Source organism: Ensifer adhaerens (assembly GCF_001270265.1).
GTDB lineage: Bacteria > Pseudomonadota > Alphaproteobacteria > Rhizobiales > Rhizobiaceae > Ensifer > Ensifer adhaerens_B.
The window spans coordinates 1-2,218 of the sequence record NZ_LGAP01000074.1 but is presented as its reverse complement, the minus strand read 5'-3'; the positions used below and the strand labels follow the sequence as shown (position 1 = coordinate 2,218).

General features: G+C 58.0%; 2 protein-coding genes. One reads left to right on the top strand and one right to left on the bottom strand.

Features of this window, described 5'->3' with window-relative positions; genetic code table 11:
• Positions 1–105: 105 nt before the first annotated feature.
• Entirely contained in the window at positions 106–318 is a 213-nt protein-coding gene (locus tag AC244_RS36150; protein WP_082367353.1) for a hypothetical protein, read from the bottom strand.
• Between the two features lie 531 nt (positions 319–849).
• Between AC244_RS36150 and AC244_RS34700 the strand changes: the two genes are divergently transcribed.
• Complete coding sequence (locus tag AC244_RS34700) at positions 850–2,202, top strand: IS110 family transposase (RefSeq protein WP_053253355.1); 1,353 nt, start codon at positions 850–852, stop codon at positions 2,200–2,202.
• Positions 2,203–2,218 lie beyond the last annotated feature (16 nt).

Sequence of the window (2,218 nt, the reverse complement as noted above, 5' to 3'; positions counted from 1 at the left end):
GACCACCAAAAGTAGCTTATGCGTTTGAATCGAATGATGAATTCAGGGTCATCCGACGGCAACGGTGCGTCAACTCCTTCGACCCAAATGCACACTCGAGTGGATTTAAGACAGCACCTGCAAGAGAGCCGTTGGTGAACTGAGCAAACCGCCAGCTACCAGGCCAACGAATCCTAATGCCAACGCTCCGACGAGGCCGTGGTTTTCCCAGCCGATGTAAGCACCTACAGCGGTTGCTGTCGTGATGATCGAAACAGTCCATAGGATTTTGATCAGCGAAACCGCACGACGAATAGCTGTTGGTTTGTCTTCGGTCATGCGGACATCAACTTTCTGAAACGCCTGTGTCTTCGATATAGTATGGAAAGTCCATTCCACCAGAGGTTTGTATTCATCATCCGTTGCAGCGGATCATTTCCCTTCTCGCCAACCGCTTTTGCGGCCTCGGCAATCAACCATTTGAGCCTTCTCCGATCGACTCCCGCGGAAAGTCCAGGTAAGAACCTGGGTCATGTTCAGGATGATACGCATACAGCACTGATCTCCCCGGCCATGTTCGGCCGCCGATCCGCTGTGCCTGCCGTCGACTTCTGGAGCCTGAACGTTTTTGCTACCTAACCTTTCGCGGGTGGGTCCCCGCCTGCGGGGATAGAAACGGTGTGCTAGTGTCAGCGTCGGAGGGGAGCGGCCGTCGGCATTTTGGTGGTATTTAACCCCGTTACCTAACGTGGTCCATGGGCTGCTGCGGACTTGAGAGTGGTGACGCCGTTGTCGGCGATCCCGGTTAGGAATTTGATCTTTTGGCACAGCCCAGCCCCACCATTCGACAATTGGATAGGAGAGCCTGCCATGTCTGGAACAAAGACTCGCTGCAAGCGGGATATTTCCCCTACTCACTTGAATGCTGCTGCAATTGACATCGGGGCGACGATGCACGTGGCCGCAGTCGGGCCGGACCAAGCTTCCGAGCCGGTGCGCAGTTTTGGAACCTTCACCGGCGATCTGCATCGGTTGGCGGACTGGTTCACGAAGTGTGGCGTGCGCACGGTCGCGATGGAGTCCACGGGGGTCTACTGGATTCCGGTCTTCGAGATACTCGATCAGCGTGGCTTTGAGGTCATAGTGGTCAACGCCCGCGATGCCAAGCACGTGCCAGGCCGCAAGACCGATATCAGCGACGCCCAATGGCTGCAGCGTTTGCATGAATATGGATTGCTCAGGGCCAGCTTCCGGCTGAAGGGCGAAGTTGCGGTCATGCGCGCCTATCTACGCCAGCGTGAACGTTTGCTGGATTACGCTGCCTCGCACATCCAGCACATGCAAAAAGCTCTGACGCAAATGAATCTACAGCTCCACCACGTGGTGACAGACATCACCGGTGTCACCGGCATGGCCATCATCCGTGCGATTGTGGCCGGTGAGCGCGACCCGATAGTTCTGGCGTCCTATCGCGACCCACGCTGCCATGCGTCTGCGGAGACGATCCGTCAGGCGCTCGTCGGCAATGATCGCGAAGAGCACATCTTTGTCCTGACCCAGGCGCTGGAGTTGTACGACGTCTACCAAGCCAAAGTGGCGCTCTGTGACGTGCGCATCGAGGCTGTGTTGAAACGACTGCGGAAGGCCTCGTCCACCCCTGTAGGCAAACCGCCGACCGTACGGACAACGCAGAAGCAATCCAATGACCCAGCCTTCGATGTTCGCGCCGCCCTGTACGGCTTGCTCGGCTGCGATGTCACCCAGATTCACGGGCTCGGGCCTTATCTGACGCTCAAATTGGTCGGAGAGTGCGGGACCAACCTCTCGGCTTGGCCGAGTGCCAAGCACTTCACCTCCTGGCTGTGCCTCTCACCAAGCAACAAAATCTCCGGCGGCAAAGTGTTGTCGTCACGGACCCGACGATCTGGTAGCCGGGCCGCGGCGCTACTGCGACTTGCTGCGGTTGCGGTCGGGCGCACTCAGACCGCGTTGGGGGCATTCTATCGGCGTCTGTCGGCACGCGTCGGCAAGGCCAAGGCGGTCACTGCCACGGCCCGCAAAATCGCCGTCTTGTTCTACAACACCCTGCGGCACGGTATGGAATACAGCGATCCGGGAGCCTCCCACTACGAGGAGAATTACCGCCGACGCATCCTGACTAATCTCCAGCGGAGGGCAAAGTCGCTTGGGTATGTCCTACAGCCCGCGCCAACGCCCGCCTGATTGTTTCTTAGGAATG